Origin of the sequence: Mesorhizobium sp. M0802, assembly GCF_040320115.1 — a bacterium.
Lineage (GTDB): Bacteria > Pseudomonadota > Alphaproteobacteria > Rhizobiales > Rhizobiaceae > Mesorhizobium.
Genome location: NZ_JAMYOY010000007.1, coordinates 65,170 through 79,913, shown reverse-complemented (window position 1 = coordinate 79,913; position 14,744 = coordinate 65,170). Strand labels below are relative to the sequence as shown.

The window sequence follows — 14,744 nt, the reverse complement described above, 5'->3', positions numbered from 1 at the left end:
CTGCGGAATGCGCGGGAAGCTAACCTGTAAGCCGGCGGCTTGCCAGAGCGTGCGGATGTTTTGCGCCGGGAGCTCGCAAAAAGAAAAACACCGGCGAAGGGATTTCGCCGGTGTTGTTTGATGCGGGCAGCTTCAGGACGCGGTCTGGCCCGCTTCCCAACCGAGGATGGCGCGTTTGCGGGTCAGGCCCCAGTGGTAGCCGGTGAGTGCGCCGGACTTGCCCAGCGCCCGATGGCAAGGGACGACGAAGGACAATGGGTTGGCGCCGACCGCCGCCCCCACCGCCCGGCTGGCGTTTGGCGCGCCGATCCTGGAGGCGATCGAAGAATAAGTGCAGGCCTTGCCCATCGGGATCCTGAGCAGCGCGTCCCAGACGCGCAGCTGGAAGTCGGAGCCGATCATCACCACGCGCAGCGGCTGGTCGGCGCGCCACAATGTCGGATCGAAGATGCGCGCCGCATAGGGCTGGGTGGCGCTCATGTCCTCGACATAGGTGGCGTTCGGCCAGCGGCCCGACATGTCGGCGAAAGCCGCCCGCTCGCCGCCCGGATCGTTGAAGGCGAGCCCCGCAAGGCCACGGTCGGTGACCATGATCAGGGCGATGCCGAAGGGCGAGATGTGGTAGCCGTAGCGGATGGTCAGGCCGGCGCCGCGCGTCTTGTAGTCGCCCGGCGACATCGCCTCGTGGGTGACGAACAAATCGTGCAGCCGGCCGGGGCCGGACATGCCGAGTTCGAACGATGTTTCGAGGAGCGGCATGCCGGAATCGAGCAGTTTGCGGGCATGGTCGAGGGTGACCGCCTGCAGGAAGGCTTTTGGCGACAGGCCGGCCCAGCGGGTGAACAGCTTTTGCAGGCCCGTGGGTGTCTCGCCGACATCGGCTGCCAGGGCTTCCAGCGAGGGCTGGTCGCGATAGTCGAGGCTGATCTTCTCGATGGCGCGGCGCACGACCTCGTAGTCGCTGCCCTCGGGGGTGATGTCGTGCTGCAGGATCGCTGTCGGTTTCATCTGCGTATTCATGGTCATCTGGGCGTTCATGGCAATATCTCCTTGACCGCGAATATCGGTCTTTCCGCCCCTTGCAACCACCCGAAACTTGCCTTGTTGCCGCCTGTTCCCAGATAAATACTGGATTGCGCCCGGGAGATGCCAATGGCCGGCGAAAGGGTGAATCTGAGCGGAGCAAGGGAGACCTTGCTGATGACGCTTTATGGCAAGGCACTGGAAAGCCGGCTGCCGCATTCGCTGCTCGGGGATCGCTTCGCCGACGAGGCCGTGCGCAAGATCGACTATGATTTCTCGCGCCTCAAGGTCGACGCCAATCTCGGCATCGGCCTGGCGATCCGGGCCAAGACGTATGATGTCCGCGTTCAGGACTTCATCGCCAGAAATCCCGGCGCCATCGTGCTGCATCTCGGCTGCGGGCTCGATACGCGCATTTTCCGTGTCGATCCACCCGAAGGCGTGGAGTGGTTCGATGTCGATTTTCCGGATGTCATCGCGCTCCGGCGCAAGCTTTACCCGTCCCGGGACCATTACCACCTCGTCGGCTCTTCGGTAACCGACCCGGACTGGCTGGCAGAAGTGCCGCGCAATCGTCCGGCCGTCGTGGTGATGGAGGGGTTGACGCCTTATCTCCCGGTAGAGGAGGGGCCACGGCTGCTGTCACGCCTTGTCGCGCATCTTGCCGGCGGCGAGCTGATGTTCGACGCCTACAGCCACTTCGGCCTGAAGATGCTGCGCCTCAATCCGACCATCAGGGCGACGGGCGCCGAGGTTCACTGGGCGATCGACGACCTACAGGAACTGGAGCGTGCCGTTCCGAAGCTGCGCTTTGTCGACGATATCTCGGCCTACAGCGCGGAACGCACAGCGCACATGAGCTGGTCCGCAAAACTGTTCATCGGGCTCTGGAGACACATTCCCGCATTGCGCAAGGTCGGCAGGATTTTACGCTACCGGTTCTGACGCGCCGGCTCTAATGCGTCCTGGCTTTTGTCAGAGCACGTGAAAATGCAGTGGCAAAACTCTCGCGGGAGTCAGGGTCCAGGAATGACCCGATCGGCACATTCTGTCCTTGTGCTTCCACCGTCATCCTGGTGATGCCGATCTCGGCATGGCGAGCGACGGAAAAGCGCGCCCAGAACGGGTTGAAGCTATGCGCTTCCGACCGGCCCGAGGGCGCCGTCTTGCGGATGTCGAGGCTGGTGCGCGACACCGACACTTCCTCGCGGGCACGGGCGGCACGATAGTTGGCGCGGAAGGCGACGTAGACGGCGATGACGTCGAGGCCGAAGAAGCCGAACACCGGCCAAGCGCCGCGCGACAGGAAAAACGCCCCGGTCACCACCCAGCCGAACAGCAGCGCGCCCATCAGCACGGCAAAGCCGGTGCGGCCCAGCGAGCGGTGCGGTGTCAGCAGCGCCTGGAAGAATGGCTCGTCGGCCTGAAACGAGGCGTTTGTGTCGCTCATCCCGGGATATTATAGGAGGGAAATGGCCAGCCCCAAGTCCAAAAATCTTTCCCTATCCAAAAGTGAACTGCCGCCCGGGCGGCGCGACGGCTCGAATGCCAAGCCGCGACCGCGGCCGGCGCGGCTCCGTTCGCTCTACAGCGCCGCCGAGGTGCATGAGATCTTCCGGCGGTTTTCGGTGCAGCGGCCCGAGCCGAAGGGCGAGCTCGAGCACGTCAACGCCTTCACGCTGCTGGTGGCCGTGGTGCTGTCGGCGCAGGCGACCGATGCCGGCGTCAACAAGGCGACGCGGGCGTTGTTCAAGGTCGCCGACACACCTGAAAAGATGCTGGCGCTGGGCGGAGCCAGGGTCAGCGAGTACATCCGCACCATCGGACTCTGGCGCAACAAGGCCAAGAATGTCGTGGCGCTCTCGGAGGCGCTGATACGCGATTACGGCGGCGAGGTGCCCAGCGAGCGCGATGAGTTGGTCAAGCTGCCGGGGGTCGGGCGCAAGACCGCCAATGTCGTGCTCAACATGGCGTTCGGCCAGCACACGATGGCGGTCGACACCCATATTTTCCGCATCGGCAACCGCCTCGGCCTGGCGCCAGGCAAGACGCCGGAGCAGGTCGAGCAAGGGCTGCTGCGGATCATTCCGGATGAGTATATGCGCCACGCGCATCACTGGCTGATCCTGCATGGCCGCTATGTCTGCAAGGCGCGCAAACCCGATTGCCCGGCCTGCGTCATCGCCGATCTCTGCAAGGCCGAAGTGAAGACGACCGATGTGCCGGCGCCGCTGGTGGAAATCGCGGCGCCCGGCGTCCCGACAACTAGCTTTCCTCCACGAACACCTCTTCGCGCTTCTTCTTGACCGACGGCAGGAAGACGACGACGAGCACGGCCAGTGCGACGAGCAGCAGGCCGGCGCTGATCGGCCGCGTCACGAAGGTCGAGGGGTCGCCGCGCGACAGGATCATGGCGCGGCGCAGGTTTTCCTCGAGCAGCGGGCCAAGCACGAAGCCGAGCAGCAGGGGTGCGGGTTCGCAGCGCAGCTTGGTCAGGATGTAGCCGAGCAGGCCGAAGAATGCGACCGCGTAGAGATCGAAGGCGTTGGTGTTGACGCTGTAAACGCCGATCGAGCAGAACGCCATGATGATCGGGAAGAGCACATAATAGGGGATCGTCAGCAGCTTCACCCACAGCCCGATCAGCGGCAGGTTCAGCACGATCAGCATCAGATTGCCGATCCACATCGAGGCGATGATGCCCCAGAACAGCGCCGGCTGCTCGATCGCGACATTGGGGCCGGGCACGATGCCCTGGATGATCATGGCGCCGATCATCAGCGCCATGACCGGATTGGCCGGAATGCCCAGCGTCAGCATCGGAATGAAGGAGGTCTGGGCGCCGGCATTGTTGGCCGATTCCGGTCCGGCGACGCCGGCAATGGCGCCCTTGCCGAACTCCTCCGGGTGTTTCGACACGCGCTTTTCGACCGTGTAGGAGGCAAAGGCCGCAAGCACCGCGCCGCCGCCGGGCAGGATGCCGAGCGCCGAACCGATGATCGTGCCGCGCACGATGGGCGCGGCCATCGCCTTGAAGTCGTCGCGGGTCGGCATCAGGCCGGAGACCTTTTTGATCATCACCGAGCGCTCGTGCTCGTTTTCGAGATTGCGCAGGATCTCGGCAACGCCGAAGACGCCGACCGCCACCGCGACGAAGTTCAGCCCGTCGGCATATTCGCGGATGCCGAGCGTGAAGCGCGGCGTGCCGGTGTAGATGTCGGTGCCGACAATGCCGAGCAGCAGGCCGAGCACGACCATCGCCAGCGCCTTGACGATCGAGCCGTGGGCGAGCGCGATGGACGAGACGAGGCCGACGATCATCAGCGAAAAATATTCGGCCGCGCCGAATTGCAGGGCTATTGCCGTCAGCGGCGGGGCAAAGACGGCGACGAGAAAGGTCGACACCGTGCCGGCGAAGAACGAGCCGATCGCGGCGATCGCCAGAGCCGCCCCGGCGCGACCGTTCCTGGCCATCTGGTAGCCGTCGATGGCGGTCACGGCCGAGGAGGATTCGCCGGGCATGTTGATGAGAATGGCGGTGGTCGAACCGCCATACTGGGCGCCGTAGTAGATGCCGGCCAGCATGATGAGGGACGAGACCGGGTCGCCGATCTGGAAGGTGATCGGCAGCAGCATGGCGATGGTTGCGGTGGCGCCGATGCCGGGCAGGACGCCGATCAGCGTGCCGAGCAGAACGCCGATGAGGCAAAAACCCAGATTGGCCGGCGTGGTGGCCGTCGAAAAGCCGAGTTCGAGGTTCCTGAGGAGGTCCATCTCAGCGCCTCACAATGCCAGCCATTGGGCCAACCAGGGGCCGAAGCGCTGGAATGGCAGCCCGAGCGCGTAGCTGAAGACCAGCACCGAAAACAGCGTCAGGCCGGCCGACAGCAGAAGTGCCGTCAGCGGCTTCATGCGGGCGCTGCCAAAAGAGGCGATCAACGCCGTCAGGAAGATCGACGGGACGAAGCCGAGGCCGCGCACGGTCATGCCGAAAAAGATCGGCGCCGGCAGGATGAACAGCATGCCGCGCCACGCAATGGGGCCGATCGGCTCGCCCTCGACGCGCACCGCCTGGACGAGGATGATGGCGCCGAGCACGATCAGCACGATCGCCAGCACCAGCGGGAAATAGCCCGGTCCCATGCGAAAGGCGGTGCCGATTTCGAGGCCGAGCGATTGTATCGCGAAAAAGGCGCCGAAAAAGATGAACAGCGCGGCGCACAGGCCGTTTGTCCTGTCGATGGCGAAAGGTTTCATGGCGGTCCTCCCCTGACCCTTGCAACGGGCTTGCCGTTGCAAATGTGAAAACGGACGTCGAAGCGAAAACGGGGCGCCGGCAGCGCCCCGTTCAAGCCTCAGTCGGCGTATTGGCCGGCGGCTTCGATGATCGGCTTCCAGCGCGTGATCTCGCCTTCCAGCTTGGTCTTCAGCGCTGCCGGCGTCGCGTCGGCCTCGGACGACGGCTTGGTGCCGAGTTCGGCGAAGCGGGCGATGACGTTGGGGTCCTTCAGCGCGACCTGGAGCGATTTCGACAGTCGGCCGGTGATCTCGGCCGGCGTGCCCTTCGGCGCATAGAGGCCGTGCCAGATGCCGACCTGCACCGCGGGCAGGCCGGCTTCGATGGTCGTCGGCACGTCCTTCAGCACGTCGAGGCGCTCCGGCGTCGTGACGGCATAGGCCTTGATCGTGCCGCCCTGGATTTGCTTGGTGGTGTTGGTGGTCTGGTCGCACATGATGTCGACCTGGCCGCCGAGAAGGTCGGTCATGGCCGGGCCGGTGCCCTTGTAGGGTACGGTGACCAGCGGCGTGCCGATGGCGCTCATGAACAGCATGCCGCACAGATGCGAGGCAGCGCCGATGCCGGCATTGGCGACAGTGATGGTGTCCTTGTTGGTCTTGGCGTATTCGACCAGCCCTTTCAGGTCGGCCGGCTCCAGGTCCTTGCGGGCGACGATCGCCATCGGCACCTCGGTGACGAGGCCGACATACTCGAAGGCGTTGAGCGTGTCGTAGGCGAGTTTTCTGTAGAGCGTGGCGCTGGTCGCCATGCCGATGTGATGGATGAGCAGCGTGTAGCCATCCGGGTCGGCGTTGGCGACGCGGCCGGCGCCCAGCGTGCCGCCGGCGCCGCCGACATTCTCGACGATGATCTGCTGGCCGAGATCCTTCGACATGGCTTCGGCGACGAGCCGCGTAACCGTGTCGGTCGGACCGCCGGCCGCAAACGGCACGACGATGGTGATGGTGCGCTCGGGATAGGTCTGTGCGCTGGCGGTGAACGAATAAAGCGTGACGGCCGCGGCGGCGGCCAGGGCGGCTACAATTTTCCTCATCGTAATTCTCCTCCCAGGATATCAATCTCCGATCGCTGTGCAGGTCAGGCAGCGAGGGTGCAACAAAGGCAAGCTAACAGATTGTCGCCTGACGCAAACTGCAAAATACAGTCGTGCGCAACCATGGCGATCAGTGGGGAGTATGCCCGGAGGAGATGGGTTTGGTGTTGGCGTTGCTTCAGAGCAATTCCGGGAAAGTGTGAAGCGGTTTTCGGTGCTGTCCTAATTAGGACGAACTGCGTTTTCGATCATGGCTACCGCTACATCAATTAGCTCCGCAACCGACCACGGGCGATCCGTCAATCCGAGCGCCATTGCCGGCGTCATCTTCAAGCTCTCATGCACCCGGCAGAGGTTGTAATGCGCGACGAACAGTGCGACCGCTGCCTCATGGTTCTCGACCCTCTTGCTGTAGCCGTTCGTCAACCGGGTGAACCGGCGCGATCCCATGCGTACGGAAAGGTTGACGCGTTCGACGTGGCTAGTTGAAGCCATGAAATCTGGCATCGCGCCGAATACACGTTCCTTGGCTACCTTTACGATAGCGCCGGGAGAGTAGCGGCGGGCAGCGTTTACCGGCGGCTCGTTTACATAGGTCTTAACGATCTGCGTGTAGTGTACGCCGGGGCCAAACACGGCGCGGATCGACGGCTCATAGGTCGGGAAGGCGTCGGACGTGATGAACGGCATTCCTAGGACGCGGGCGCGCACATCCCTGACAAAATCAATGGTCGTTTCGCCAGTGCGCTTGCCGACCCGGTAGCTGATGATCGCCTTATCCAACGGGTCCAGTGCGAGGAACGTGTAGCAGTCGCCCTTAGTCGGATCGTCGTCGCGCTTCACGCGCATCTGCTTCTTGCCCGATGTGGGCCCACAGCTCGTCAAATTGAAGCTGGTTGATGTTTCAAATTGAAGCTGGTTGATGGTTAAGTCGCGAAACATCATGTCGTGAAGGGCGGCGCATCACGGCCAATGCGAGCGCCAAGGCGCATGACGGTATCGCGGTGGGTGTCGGTCATGCGTTCGGTCGCGCGGATCAAGCAACCCTCGATCAGGGCGCTGATGACGGCAACTTGCCGGTCTTGGGGAAGAATGTTCATTGGGGCCAATCCAACGGGCTATGGGATTGGCTTGCGTCCGCCTCTGGCGGAAATACCGGGAATCCGCTATATAGAGCGGAGTGGCCATGACGCAGGGGGCCAAATCCCTGTGAAGTGATCCGGGGCCGGCTGTTCGCGCAGATCGGCCCATCGATTCTTGGTTCCCCGGCCAGGATTCGGACCTGGATTCCCTCGCCTGTAAGAGCGGGCGTCCTGCCGTTAGACGAACGGGGAGAACTAAGTAGCCTATTGCAGGGCCGGTCACCTTTCCTTCGCGGGGTCAGGGTGCCGGCCCTTCCATCATCCTCGCCCCGGTAGCGTCGGCTGCCGTGCCGGGGCTCTAACTGTTGTCATGGTGATTCCCTCTTTCCTTAGAACAATCTATTGCGAGAATTGGACAGCGTCAACTGCCTTATCCATTTCGCGCAACAAATACCTTGACTAAGCCACTGGCTCCGCATAAAGAGGCTGACCGCAATCCTGCGGCACGAACGGAGGCAGCCTCATGAGTGGCGAGACCGTATCCATGTCGGAGGCAGTTAAGCCCGCCGACGATGTACAGACCCGGCAGCGGTCGACCATCGCTTTCCCCTACGACGACCTCGATTCGGCGATGGAATTGGCGACGGCTATTCACGGCAATGCAGGTCGTGGAGAGTGCGACGACGCACAGCTTGCCGCGTGGAGCAAGCAGAGCGTCAAAAGCAGCGGTTTCCGATTGCAGTTGTCGGCAGCCAAGCTGTTCGGCTTGATCGTGTCGGAAGGCAGAAAGCACAAGGTCACCGACCTTGGCGCGGCCATTATCGATCCAAATCAGGCGCGTGCGGCCAAGGCGCAAGCGTTCATGAACGTGCCGTTGTTCAAGGCAATTTTCGACAACTACAAGAACGGCGTGTTGCCTGCACAGGCGGCCGCCTTGGAACGCGAGATTGTCGGGTTGGGCGTCTCGGAAAAGGTGAAGGACCGAGCGCGGCAGCGCTTTGAGAAATCGGCGGAGCAAGCCGGCTTCTTCGAACACGGCAAGAACCGGATGGTTATGCCGGCAACGGTCGCGGGTCTAACTCTCCCGGCCAATCAGACCGGTGGAGAGAATGGCAATGGCGGTACTGGTACTGGTAGCGGAACTGGTAGCGGCGGTGGAGTAGAGCTTGACCTCGACCCGCTGCTGATTGAGCTTCTTAAGAAGATTCCACCGGCTGAAATGGGGTGGCCCTCACCACAGCGGTTGCGCTGGTTCAAGACCTTTGCGATGAACGTCTCTCAAATCTACGATGAGGACGATGCTCCGATTGAGCTCGAAATCAAAACGTCGTCGGCTACCCCTTAAAAGCCGCGAGGAAAAATGGCTATCAAGTTTCGATTGGACAGCAATTCAAGCCTTCTGGACTGGAGCTATCAGGGCGATGCGGTCGAATTGACCGCAGACGAGGCCGCGATTGTCGCACAAGCCGAACAAGCCGCTGCGATGAGATCGATTGCTGATGGCCTATATGCGATAGTCGAAGAGATGCGCGAAAATCGGGCTAAGTCACCAGACTGAGGCGGCGATGGGAACGGAATTTTGGGCGGGCCTAGTTGGCGCTATCGTCGGCAGCGCACTGACGCTAGCGGCCGAATACATAAAGTATCGATGGGAAACCAATCATGACCGGGCCAGAGATGATAGCCGTCGGAATCTTTTGCGCCAAATGCTCGACAAAGCTTCGCCAAATGGCTGGCGCAAACTAAGCACTCTCGCTGCCGTGGTTGGTCTCACGGAAGAAGACACCGCCCGTCTTCTAATTGAAATCGGCGCTCGCGCGTCGGAGTCCGGGAATGGCGCGTGGGGTTATCTTCGCGATCATCCATTGCCCGATACGGAATATAGCCAGTTACCGCCAAACTAGGACGACTGCCCGCTAATTAGGACAGCACCCGGTTTTCCGTCCGGAATTGCGTAAAAACAAAGCTCTAGTAACCGTAGCCGCGCGCCATCGCCGCCGCGAAGATCGGGATCAGCAGGAAGATGAAGGCTTCGGCGCGCACATAGGTCTTCACCGAGGCGAGTTCCGCAACCGGCACCTGAAAGCCGGGATTTGCACTGGCTTGCCGGTTCCAGGAGATGAAGCGGATGGTCGGGATGATCGACAGCAGGCCAACGATGCCGAATGCCGCCATCTTGGCCCAGAACACCCAGTTGTAGACGTAGAATTCCCAGCCCTTCAGGCCGTAGATGACGCGGCAGATGCCGATGATGATGATCAGCATGGCGATGATGCCATAATGGCGGTCGATGCGGGCAAGCCGCTTGAGCGCGGCGGCGGAGAGGTCGCCGCGGATCAGGACAAATTCGGCGCCGACGATGCCGGCCAGCGAGAACACCAGCAGATGATGGAGAATGGCAAGCACGAGATCGGTGGTGTCCATGGCGTTCTCCTCCCATTGGCGGTATCGAGACCGGCCCTTGCCGGACCGGTTGCGAAAGGTAGCATCGTTCGGCAGAATTCCCAGAGGCGGACCTGGGTTGGACCATCGGCGTCGCCATCCTGACAGCTGGGGTTTTCTGAAATGACCGGACTGAAGCGCGCCCTGAACCCGATGCCGGACGACATCCGCATCGCCCTGACCGAAAAAGGACTGACAGCGGCCTACGAGGCGCGGCCGGACTACCAGAAGAACGATTATCTCGGCTGGGTCGCCCGCGCCAAACGCAGCGACACCAGGCAGAAGCGGCTCGACCAGATGCTGGACGAATTGCGGCGCGGTGGGCTCTACATGAAGATGGTCTGGCACGGCTGAAAGTAAGCCGACGCTGTTCGCTTCGACCGCCTGGTCGCGCCAGGCCGTTCGGAAGCTTCCCTGGCTGAATGATGATCCGGCTTGGCCCTTGTCCGGGCGCGCTGGTTTGCTAAGCGCTGACCGTCAACGGAGGCAGAGTTTCATGGGCAGTCCAAAAACAGCCGGCGTCCCGGTTCTCGAAACGGAACGGACCATCATGCGGGCGCACCGGATCGAAGATTTCGACGACTATGCCGTCATGTGGGCCGACCCCGTCACCACCCGTTTCATCGGCGGCAAGCCGCGGACGCGGGAGGAAAGCTGGATGCGGTTCCTGCGGCATGCCGGCCTGTGGTCGCTGCTCGGCTACGGCTTCTGGGCGGTCGAGGACAAGGCCAGCGGTCGCTTCATCGGCGAGGCCGGATTCCACGATCTGAAGCGCGACATCGAGCCGTCGCTCGAGGGCATTCCGGAAGCCGGCTGGGCGCTGGCGCCGCAAGCGCATGGCAAGGGTCTTGCCAGCGAAGTCGTCAGAAGGGCCCTGGCCTGGGGCGACGAAACCTTTGCCGGCGCGAGAACCGTCTGCATCATCGATCCGGAAAACACCGGTTCGTTGAACGTTGCGGCAAAGTGCGGCTACACCAAGGTCCTGGAAACCACCTATCACGACGGGCTGACGATCCTGCTCGAACGGCGGGTGTGAAGCGCTTCATCGACGCAATTTCCACGTTCTGCCAGGGTTGGCTATTCTAATCTAGCTACGCAATTCCTGTGGGAAAACCGCTCACACTTTTCCTGGAATTGCTCTTTGGGGGAGCCGACCATGCGTACGATCAATGCGATATTTCTGAAGCTTTTCTGGGCGGGGCTGCTGCTGCTGGCGGCCGTGCAACTGGCGGGCGCCGATGCGACGGTGCCGACCGCCGACATCGAGGGCGGTGCCGACAATCATCTGGCCAAGCGCTACGAGGGGTCGTTCATCGTCTCCTACGAAAAATTCGCCTATACCGATTTTACAGTGCCGCTGTCGCCGCTGAAGCCGAGCGCCGATCCGGATGCCCGTGACACGATGAACAACCGTGTGTTCGCGCCGGACAAGAAGGCTGAGGTCGAAGGCGCGCTGACCCGCATCGCCTATGTGCTGCCGGCCGAGCGCTCCCCGCTCGAAGTGCTGCGCAACTACCAGGATGTGATCGCGGCCGCCGGCGGCGAAGTCCTGTTCGAATGCAAGAAGGAAGAGTGCGGCGGCGCCGCCGACCGGTCGTCGAGCGGTGGCGGCGGCGACATGAGCCTGATGATGTATTTCTTCCATGAAAGCGACCTCAAGGACGCGGCCTTTTCCAATGGCGCCTGTGCGGTAACCACCGGTATCAACGACCAGCGCTTCTTCGCTGCCAAGGTGCCGCAGGATGGCGGCGACGCCTATGTCACTGTTCAGGCCTATTCGCTGATCGACGACCTCTACTGCAAGGAACTCAACGGCCGCACCATCGCCGTCGTTCAGGTGCTGGAGCCCAAGGCGCGCGACAAGAAGATGGTGGTGGTCGAAGCGGCCAAGATGGCGGATTCGCTGTCGGCCACCGGCTCCATCTCGCTCTACGGCATCTTCTTCGACACCGACAAGGCCGACATCAAGCCGGAATCGGAACCGACGCTGAAGGAGATCTCGACGCTTCTGACCAACGAGCCCGGTATGGCGGTGATCGTCGTCGGTCATACCGACAACCAGGGCGCCTTCGACTACAATATCGATCTGTCGTCGCGGCGGGCGCAGTCGGTGAAGGCGGCGCTGGTCTCGAAATACGGCATCGATGGCGGCCGGCTGACCGCCGCCGGCGCCGGCATGATGGCGCCCGTCGCCAGCAATGACGGCGAAACCGGCCGCGCCAAGAACCGCCGTGTGGTGCTGGTCAAGGCGAACTGAGGCCGATCACGGTTTCAGCGCCGGCTAGGCGCGCTGCCTGCTCCAGCATCGAGGCATCCTCGCCGAAGGCGCGGGTGGCGCGAGCGGCGGCCTCCAGCAGGTCCGGTGTCATGCGGCGCAGGAACGCCGTGTCGACGCGTGTCGACGGGCCGGCGAGCGTCAAGGCGCCGAGCAGAACGCGGCCCGGTCCGAACACCGGCACCGAGACGCCCGCCGTCTCAGGGTCGCGGTCGCCGATCGACAGATAGTGGCAGGCGTTGCGGATGGTCTCGTATGGTTCGCCCGGCTGGCCTGAAAACGCTGCCAGCACGCGGCCGCCAGAGCCGGTGAGCAACGGCAGCAGGTCGCCTTCCCGGATCGTGTAGCGGATAGGATGCTTGGATTCGACGCGGTAGAGACAGGTGCGGGCGTCGCCCGAGCGGACATAGAACGCCACGCTTTCCCAACTGCGTTCGGCAAGATCACGCATGATCGGCAGCAGGATGTCGACCGCCACGACCGAGCGCTGGTAAAGCGCGCCAAGCCGAAAGGTGGCGGGTCCGATGCGGTAGCGGCCATCGTCGAGCCGCTCCAGCAACTGCCCGCGCAGCAATGAGTTCGCCAGCCTCAAAATGGTGCTTTTGTAGAGCCCGGTGCGCGCCGCGATCTCGGCCAGGCTGAGCGAGCGGTCGGCGGTCGCGAACGCGTCGAGAATGGCGATCGCGCGGTCGAGCGCGGCAACACCATCGGCCGGCAACGGCTGGGATCGCGCTTCGGTCATCTCACGAACAGTTTCATTCCAGTTTACCTGCTCGGACAAAGGCCAGCCGAAGCGATTGTGCCGCACATCCATGGTTCTGTCTAGTAGAACAGCGTTCCTGTTGACAGAACATACCGAAATCGGCATGAATTTTTGCCGAGCGGGTCTGTTTTCAGGCTACGTTTCTGGCAGGCACCGGAGGAGGTGTCGTGATTTGGAGGAATCCCATGCTGAACAGACGCAGATTTTTGATGAGCACCGCGGCCGCAGGCGCTGCCGGATTCGTTGCAACGCATTTGACGCCCGCCCTCGCTCAGGATGCACCGCAGATCCAGATCTTCGTGCCGGCCGCGCCCGGCGGCGGCTGGGACCAGACGGGGCGCACCATCGACCAGGTGCTGCGCAGTGAAAAACTGATCTCCGGCTCGCAGATCACCAATGTCGGCGGCGCCGGCGGCACGGTCGGCCTGCCGCAGTTCATCAGCCAGTGGAAGGGCAAGGGCAATTCGCTGATGGTGGCCGGCATGGTCATGGTCGGCGCCATCATCGCCAACAAATCGGCCAACAACCTCTCCGAAGTGACGCCCATCGCTCGCCTCACCGGCGAGTTCGAGGCGCTGGTGGTGCCGGCGGATTCGCCGTTCAAGACGGCCGGCGATTTCGTCGCCGCGCTCAAAGCGGATCCGACCAAGGTTCCGGTGGCCGGCGGCTCGGCCGGTGGCTCCGACCACATCCTGTTCGGGCTGATCGCCAAGACGGTCGGCGTTCCGGCAACCAACCTCTCCTATGTGCCTTTCGCCGGCGGTGGCGAGGCGCTGTCGGCGCTGCTCGGCAACCAGGTGGCGGCCGGCATTTCCGGCTTCGGCGAGTTCTCCGAGCAGGTCAAGGCGGGCGCGCTTCGGCTGTTGGCGATCTCCGCCGACAAGCGCCAGGACGGCATCGACGCACCGACGATGAAGGAAGCCGGCATCGACGTCGAACTGTTCAACTGGCGCGGCGTATTCGCACCGCCAGGCGTCTCCGACGCCGACAAGGCGGCGATGGTCACGATGATCGAGACCATGGCCAAGAGCGATGCCTGGGCAGCCGAATGCAAGAACCGCAACTGGACCCCCATCCTTCTGACCGGCGACGATTATGCGAAATTCCTCGTCGACGACACCGCCCGCATCACCGCGATCCTCAAGGATCTCGGCCTCGCCTGATGTCTTCAGGGGCGGCCACGGCCGCCCCTTCCGACATTAGCCTGCGAGATGGACATATCATGCGCTGGGAGTGAAACTGCGGATGCGGCCGGCGGGAGGATGCCGGCCATCTCGGGAGGACATCGATGAGCACCAGCGACCAGCAGCCGGCGCCCCCGCGCCTTGCCATGCCCGAATTGTTGATCGGCATCGGGCTTCTCGCCTGTGCCGCGGCCGTGGCGTGGCAGACCCTGGCGATCCCGGTTTCGCCGCTCTATTCCAAGGTCGGGCCGACCGTCTTCCCCTACATCACCATGACAGGCATGATCGTGCTTTCGCTGCTGCTCATCGTCGCCGCGCTGCGCGGCGGCTGGCAGCCGCAGGAGGAAAAGGAAACGCCGACCGACTGGAAGGCCATGGGCATCGTCGTTGCCGGCCTGGTCGCCAATCTGGTGCTGATCCAGCCGCTCGGCTTCACCGCCGCCTCGGTCATCATGTTCGTGCTCGTCTGTTATGGCTTCGGCAGCAAGCACACGCTGCGCGATGCGCTGACCGGCCTGATCCTGGCGCTTGCCGCCTATTTCGGCTTTGCCAGGGCGCTCGGCGTCAACATTGGCGCCGGCTTCATCGAAAACCAGCTGAACACGGTGATCGACGCGATCATCGCCACTGCGAGGGGCTGAC

At 62.9% G+C, this 14,744-nt stretch carries 18 protein-coding genes and 1 tRNA gene; 9 read left to right on the top strand and 10 right to left on the bottom strand.

What is annotated here, in order from left to right:
• Positions 1 to 132 precede the first annotated feature (132 nt).
• A complete protein-coding gene (locus NKI10_RS12565) occupies positions 133 to 1,038 on the bottom strand; it encodes a methylated-DNA--[protein]-cysteine S-methyltransferase (RefSeq protein ID WP_023669734.1) in 906 nt (301 codons plus the stop codon).
• Between the two features lie 114 nt (positions 1,039 to 1,152).
• Here NKI10_RS12565 and NKI10_RS12560 point away from each other — a divergent pair, with 114 nt between their 5' ends.
• Positions 1,153 to 1,968 (top strand): class I SAM-dependent methyltransferase, encoded by an 816-nt coding sequence (locus NKI10_RS12560; protein ID WP_352860197.1) that lies wholly within the window; start codon positions 1,153 to 1,155, stop codon positions 1,966 to 1,968.
• 10 nt (positions 1,969 to 1,978) lie between these two features.
• Here the strand turns inward: NKI10_RS12560 and NKI10_RS12555 are convergent, their stop codons facing one another.
• The gene (locus NKI10_RS12555) at positions 1,979 to 2,473 is read right to left on the bottom strand and encodes a DUF2244 domain-containing protein (protein WP_023699119.1); all 495 of its coding nucleotides are present in this window, start codon (positions 2,471 to 2,473) and stop codon (positions 1,979 to 1,981) included.
• A gap of 22 nt (positions 2,474 to 2,495) precedes the next feature.
• Here NKI10_RS12555 and nth point away from each other — a divergent pair, with 22 nt between their 5' ends.
• A complete protein-coding gene (nth, locus tag NKI10_RS12550; protein ID WP_352860195.1) occupies positions 2,496 to 3,329 on the top strand; it encodes an endonuclease III in 834 nt (277 codons plus the stop codon).
• Here nth and NKI10_RS12545 read toward each other — a convergent pair.
• From NKI10_RS12545 to NKI10_RS12520, 6 genes are all read right to left on the bottom strand, one after another.
• Entirely contained in the window at positions 3,289 to 4,797 is a 1,509-nt protein-coding gene (locus tag NKI10_RS12545; protein ID WP_023683079.1) for a tripartite tricarboxylate transporter permease, read from the bottom strand. The genes nth and NKI10_RS12545 overlap by 41 nt on opposite strands.
• 9 nt (positions 4,798 to 4,806) lie before the next feature.
• Positions 4,807 to 5,280 carry a tripartite tricarboxylate transporter TctB family protein gene (locus tag NKI10_RS12540; RefSeq protein ID WP_352860193.1) on the bottom strand — a complete coding sequence of 158 codons (474 nt, stop codon included), beginning with the start codon at positions 5,278 to 5,280 and terminating at the stop codon, positions 4,807 to 4,809.
• A gap of 98 nt (positions 5,281 to 5,378) precedes the next feature.
• Positions 5,379 to 6,356 carry a tripartite tricarboxylate transporter substrate-binding protein gene (locus tag NKI10_RS12535; RefSeq protein ID WP_352510286.1) on the bottom strand — a complete coding sequence of 326 codons (978 nt, stop codon included), beginning with the start codon at positions 6,354 to 6,356 and terminating at the stop codon, positions 5,379 to 5,381.
• A gap of 222 nt (positions 6,357 to 6,578) precedes the next feature.
• The gene (locus NKI10_RS12530; protein ID WP_352510288.1) at positions 6,579 to 7,301 is read right to left on the bottom strand and encodes a hypothetical protein; all 723 of its coding nucleotides are present in this window, start codon (positions 7,299 to 7,301) and stop codon (positions 6,579 to 6,581) included.
• Entirely contained in the window at positions 7,298 to 7,456 is a 159-nt protein-coding gene (locus NKI10_RS12525) for a hypothetical protein (RefSeq protein WP_352510289.1), read from the bottom strand. Before NKI10_RS12525 ends, NKI10_RS12530 begins: the two co-directional genes overlap by 4 nt.
• A gap of 158 nt (positions 7,457 to 7,614) precedes the next feature.
• Positions 7,615 to 7,690, bottom strand: a tRNA-OTHER gene (locus NKI10_RS12520).
• Between the two features lie 271 nt (positions 7,691 to 7,961).
• Between NKI10_RS12520 and NKI10_RS12515 the strand changes: the two genes are divergently transcribed.
• A complete protein-coding gene (locus NKI10_RS12515) occupies positions 7,962 to 8,783 on the top strand; it encodes a hypothetical protein (RefSeq protein ID WP_352510290.1) in 822 nt (273 codons plus the stop codon).
• A 15-nt stretch (positions 8,784 to 8,798) separates the two neighbouring features.
• Positions 8,799 to 8,996 carry a hypothetical protein gene (locus NKI10_RS12510; RefSeq protein WP_352510292.1) on the top strand — a complete coding sequence of 66 codons (198 nt, stop codon included), beginning with the start codon at positions 8,799 to 8,801 and terminating at the stop codon, positions 8,994 to 8,996.
• A gap of 410 nt (positions 8,997 to 9,406) precedes the next feature.
• On the opposite strand, the gene NKI10_RS12505 is transcribed toward NKI10_RS12510, so the two are convergent.
• Complete coding sequence (locus tag NKI10_RS12505; protein WP_352510295.1) at positions 9,407 to 9,862, bottom strand: DUF2214 family protein; 456 nt, start codon at positions 9,860 to 9,862, stop codon at positions 9,407 to 9,409.
• Between the two features lie 141 nt (positions 9,863 to 10,003).
• On the opposite strand from NKI10_RS12505, the gene NKI10_RS12500 reads away from it, so the two are divergent.
• From NKI10_RS12500 to NKI10_RS12490, 3 genes are all read left to right on the top strand, one after another.
• Entirely contained in the window at positions 10,004 to 10,234 is a 231-nt protein-coding gene (locus NKI10_RS12500) for a YdeI/OmpD-associated family protein (protein ID WP_023683083.1), read from the top strand.
• A 142-nt stretch (positions 10,235 to 10,376) separates the two neighbouring features.
• Positions 10,377 to 10,916: a GNAT family N-acetyltransferase gene (locus tag NKI10_RS12495; RefSeq protein WP_023686555.1), complete on the top strand. Its 540-nt coding sequence runs from the start codon at positions 10,377 to 10,379 to the stop codon at positions 10,914 to 10,916.
• A 120-nt stretch (positions 10,917 to 11,036) separates the two neighbouring features.
• The gene (locus NKI10_RS12490) at positions 11,037 to 12,137 is read left to right on the top strand and encodes an OmpA family protein (protein ID WP_352860189.1); all 1,101 of its coding nucleotides are present in this window, start codon (positions 11,037 to 11,039) and stop codon (positions 12,135 to 12,137) included.
• Here NKI10_RS12490 and NKI10_RS12485 read toward each other — a convergent pair.
• Positions 12,124 to 12,897: an IclR family transcriptional regulator gene (locus NKI10_RS12485; protein WP_023686553.1), complete on the bottom strand. Its 774-nt coding sequence runs from the start codon at positions 12,895 to 12,897 to the stop codon at positions 12,124 to 12,126. The genes NKI10_RS12490 and NKI10_RS12485 overlap by 14 nt on opposite strands.
• A gap of 206 nt (positions 12,898 to 13,103) precedes the next feature.
• On the opposite strand from NKI10_RS12485, the gene NKI10_RS12480 reads away from it, so the two are divergent.
• Together NKI10_RS12480 and NKI10_RS12475 are read left to right on the top strand one after the other, a co-directional pair.
• Positions 13,104 to 14,081, top strand: coding sequence for a Bug family tripartite tricarboxylate transporter substrate binding protein (locus tag NKI10_RS12480; protein ID WP_023686552.1), 978 nt, complete (start codon positions 13,104 to 13,106; stop codon positions 14,079 to 14,081).
• A 125-nt stretch (positions 14,082 to 14,206) separates the two neighbouring features.
• Positions 14,207 to 14,743: a tripartite tricarboxylate transporter TctB family protein gene (locus NKI10_RS12475; protein WP_023683087.1), complete on the top strand. Its 537-nt coding sequence runs from the start codon at positions 14,207 to 14,209 to the stop codon at positions 14,741 to 14,743.
• Position 14,744: the final 1 nt, after the last annotated feature.